We start from the raw sequence: 3,948 nt of genomic DNA on the forward strand, positions 1-3,948 counted from the left end.
CTTCGGCATGTGATCGCTTGAGGCCATGCACCTATTTTGCTATCGGCCTGCGATCGCTGTGTTTGAGCGCAGCATGGTACACGGAGCGCCGTCAACAGCATCGCCAGATCACTCAGAGTGCCTCTCACGCGCTGAACTGCGCGGGAAGTCCCGCCCTCCCGGCTTGGCACGGGCGCACCGCTGAGGGAATGGTCGCTGGCCTTGGCGGCATTTCTTTGCGCTGCCCCGTCCGGTCCTGCCGGCGGGGCTCTGGCCGGTGACGGGCCCCGACGGTCAAGGTCGGTCCAGGAGATCCCAGCCATGACACCATCCGCCGCGCCATGCTCAGTAGAGCGCCGCGCATGAGCCCGCAGGCGAGGGCCTACCGCCGCGCCCAGCGCGCCCGCTATCCCCGGAACTGGAAGCGGATCAGCCGCTGGGTGATCACCCGCGCCGGGTACCGCTGCGAGGCCTGCGGTGCCGAGCAGGGCACGTTGCACCCGGTCTCAGGCTCAAAAGTCATTCTCGGCGCCGCCCACCTCGACCACCGGCCCGAAAACGTTTCGCCGAACAACCTGCGGGCGTGGTGCCAGCGTTGCCATCTCCGTTACGACCACCCGCACCATCCGGCGCAGATCAGGGCCAATCGGCTGGCGCGGCTCGCCGCGGCGCCGCCCGGCGGCCTGCTGGCCCTCATGCTCAGCACCGCGCCCGACCTCGGTCCGTGAGCTAGTCCAAATGGTGCCGGCCTCGTGCAGCGGTGCGGCTCATTTGCCCGCTGCCACGGCCGGCACCGAGTAGCGGACCGTATATGTCGAGCTCGGCGCAAACCCGAACCGAGTTCTGCCGGTGCTCGGCCGCGAGCCAAGGGGACGCCGGGACCTCTAACCGCGGGGTGACCGCCAGGCTCGGCGCAGCCAACTTTTTTGGTGGCTATCGATCACCTGTATGATAATTCATCGCCTATGTTCATCAACCTCAAGGATCCAGTCGTCGCGGCGGCGCACCGCAGCGGCGATTTTACTCTGGCATCCGGCAACGACGGAGCGGACACGCTCATCGGCGGGTCGGGGCGAAACGGCCTTTTTGGTGGCGGGGGAGACGACATCATCGTCGGCGGACCAAGCGACGATGAGCTCATGGGCGAAGGTATCGCTTCAGCGGCAATCTGGCCGCCTCCCCCGATTCCAGAGGTCTACTTCGGGCGCGACCTGATTTTCGGTGGCGCTGGCAACGACCAGATTTCTGGCGACTGGGGCAGCGACACGCTTTTCGGTGAAGCCGGGGCGGACACGCTCGGCGGTGGCGAGGGCGATGATGTGCTGTTCGGTGGCGCTGGGGCCGACATGCTCGAGGGCGGCATCGGCCGCGACGTGCTCTACGGTGGCAGTGGGTCCGACACCATTGACGGTGGCACTGGCAGGAACCTGCTGGCTGGAGGCGCAGGCAAGGACGTATTCCGCCTCAGCTCGCCCAGTGACGCTGAACCTGACGTTCTCGACGACGCAGTCCAGGTCATCCTCGATTTTCGCCAGGGCCAGGATCTGATCGATCTGGGCCGGCTGAACAGCTATGCGGGTTGGTGGGGCGATCTGCAGGACGAAGCCTTCGTCTTCCGTGGCGAGGAGGCGCTGATCGACTACGATGAGGCCAGTCCCGAGTTCGGCCCCGCAATGCCGGGGCAGCTCCGCTACGAGCTTCGCGGCAACACCACCGTTGTTCAGCTCGATGTCGCAAAGGGCCACGTGTATATGGCGCACGGTGTGATCGGCAGAGCCGATGGCGTGGTGGACACCGAGATTGTACTGCTCGGTCGCCATCATCTTACGGCGGCCGATTTCCTGCTCTAGGCGCCCTGGAAGGAGTGGCGGCCTTCCGGTTGTCCGGCAGAGGTCAGTCCATGATGGACGACCGCACCCGCTGACGTGGTCGCAGCCGGACGGCGGCCGCGGCACGAGCCGGCGGTAGGGCCAGCGCGGGCTCAGGTTTCGGGACGACGATCTGGCTGCCGATGATGGCCCAGAACCGCTCGCCGTAGCGGTCAGAGCCCAGCACGGCGAGCGCGGCGCGGGCGTACACGGCGCAGTCCAGCGCCTCGTTGTCCCGTAGCTTGCGCCATTCATTCCGGGCAAAGCCGTTGCGGGTTTTGTGGGTCACCAGCTGCTCGGCCACGAGCTGCTTCACCAGGCTGCCGTCGAGCCAGTCCGGCAGATGCACCCAGCCCGGCGGGTAGCCGATGCCGTCGCCGCGGCTGAGCCAGAGCCGGCGGTAGAGGTCCAGCTTGTAGGTGCTGACCGCGACGGTCCACAGGTTCAGGCCCCGCTTCAGCTTGCGCCCGGCCTCGGTGACATCCACCAGAGTCGGCCCGGTCACCGGGCTCGAGCGGTTCCAGCCCTCGATGCCCTTCAGCGGCACCAGCCGCGGGTCGCGCAACCGGCGCAGCTGGGTGTAGACCCCGGCGGTGTGGTTGCCGCCGGTATCCACGCCGACTTTGGCGATCCGCAGCTGGCCGCCATCCAGGCGCTCCCAGCTGCGACCCAGCAGCGCGGCGAGGGTATCCCAGGCAAGGCCTACATCCAAAGCCGCCTGGCCTACCGCATCCAGGAGCTGGCCTATGGCGGCCTGACGCCGGAGACGCGGGCCAGGCTGGAGGCGCTCGGCGAGCAGCTGAACGGCGGCAACGTGGTCCTCCGCCGCATCCGGGCCGACAGCCGGCCGCTGCCTGGTACGCGGCTGACCCGCGAGTACGACGGCGTGCAACACGTGGTCACGGTCCGCGCCGACGACTTCGAGTACGAGGGCCGGCCGTACCGGTCGCTGTCCGCCATCGCACGGCACATCACCGGCACGCGCCGGAATGGCTGGACCTTCTTCGGGCTGAAGGGGGGGCCCGAGGCATGAGCCGCAGGAAGCTTCCCGAGCCGGCGATGCCCGCCGCGGTCAAGAAACTCCGCTGCGCGGTCTACACCCGCAAATCGACCGACGAGGGGCTGGAGAAGGAGTTCAACACCCTGGACGCCCAGCGCGACGCCTGCGAGGCCTACGTGGCATCCCAGCGCGCCGAGGGCTGGATGCTGGTGCGTGACCACTACGACGACGGCGGCTTCTCCGGCGGTACCCTTGAGCGGCCGGCGCTGCGGCGCCTGCTGGCTGACATCGAGCAAGGCCGCATCGACATCATCGTGGTCTACAAAATCGATCGCCTCAGCCGATCGCTGATGGACTTCGCCAAGCTGGTGGAGACCATGGAGGCACACGGGGTAACCTTCGTCTCGGTGACGCAGAGCTTCAACACGACGACCAGCATGGGGCGGTTGACGCTGAACATCCTGCTCAGCTTTGCGCAGTTTGAACGCGAGGTGATTGGCGAGCGCATTCGGGACAAATTCGCGGCGTCGCGGTCCCGCGGCATGTGGATGGGCGGGAAGGTGTCGCTCGGTTACGACGTGCGGGACCGGAAGCTGATCATCAACCAGGACGGCGCTGCCCGGGTGCGACGGGTATTCGAGCTGTTTGTCGAGACCGGCTCCGGCACCGAGACGGCGCGGCGGCTCCAGGCGGAGGGTGTGGCCAGCCGGTCCGGCCGGCTGCTCGACAAGGGCGACGTATACAAGCTGCTGAACCTGCGGACCTACATCGGCGAGGTCAGTCACAAGGAAAAGGTCTTTGCCGGTGAGCACCTGGCGATCGTACCGCGGGAGATGTGGGAACGCGTGCAGGCCATCATGCAAGTCAGTCCGCGCAGCCGGGCGGCGCAGAACCGGCAGCATGCGCCGGCGCTGCTGAAGGGGCTGATCTTCGGTGTGGACGGGCGGGCGCTGTCGCCGGTCCACACCATGAAGAATGGCCGGCTCTACCGCTACTACGTGGCACAGCGAGTACTGAAGGGGGACGCCGCCGGTGACGGCAGCATCGTGCGGCGCGTATCGGCGGCGGAGATCGAGGCGGCCGTGGTGGACCAAGTGCGGG

At 67.4% G+C, this 3,948-nt stretch carries 5 protein-coding genes; 4 read left to right on the top strand and 1 reads right to left on the bottom strand.

Annotated features, from left to right (window positions below; genetic code table 11):
* The first annotated feature begins 341 nt into the window (after positions 1-341).
* Together E2C06_RS35650 and E2C06_RS35655 are read left to right on the top strand one after the other, a co-directional pair.
* Positions 342-707, top strand: a complete 366-nt coding sequence (locus E2C06_RS35650) for a hypothetical protein (protein WP_133293272.1) — start codon at positions 342-344, stop codon at positions 705-707.
* A gap of 237 nt (positions 708-944) precedes the next feature.
* On the top strand, positions 945-1,829 hold the full coding sequence (locus tag E2C06_RS35655; RefSeq protein ID WP_133293273.1) for a calcium-binding protein: 885 nt from the start codon (positions 945-947) through the stop codon (positions 1,827-1,829).
* A gap of 43 nt (positions 1,830-1,872) precedes the next feature.
* Here the strand turns inward: E2C06_RS35655 and E2C06_RS35660 are convergent, their stop codons facing one another.
* The gene (locus tag E2C06_RS35660; RefSeq protein ID WP_133293274.1) at positions 1,873-2,559 is read right to left on the bottom strand and encodes a terminase gpA endonuclease subunit; all 687 of its coding nucleotides are present in this window, start codon (positions 2,557-2,559) and stop codon (positions 1,873-1,875) included.
* Between E2C06_RS35660 and E2C06_RS35665 the strand changes: the two genes are divergently transcribed.
* Positions 2,443-2,880 carry a DUF2924 domain-containing protein gene (locus tag E2C06_RS35665; protein WP_133293275.1) on the top strand — a complete coding sequence of 146 codons (438 nt, stop codon included), beginning with the start codon at positions 2,443-2,445 and terminating at the stop codon, positions 2,878-2,880. The two genes, E2C06_RS35660 and E2C06_RS35665, sit on opposite strands and share 117 nt — an antisense overlap.
* A 26-nt stretch (positions 2,881-2,906) precedes the next feature.
* Positions 2,907-3,948: recombinase family protein (locus tag E2C06_RS35670; RefSeq protein WP_241671619.1), on the top strand; the 1,042-nt coding region annotated here is incomplete at its 3' end.

It is taken from the genome of Dankookia rubra (genome assembly GCF_004355005.1).
Lineage (GTDB): Bacteria > Pseudomonadota > Alphaproteobacteria > Acetobacterales > Acetobacteraceae > Paracraurococcus > Paracraurococcus ruber_A.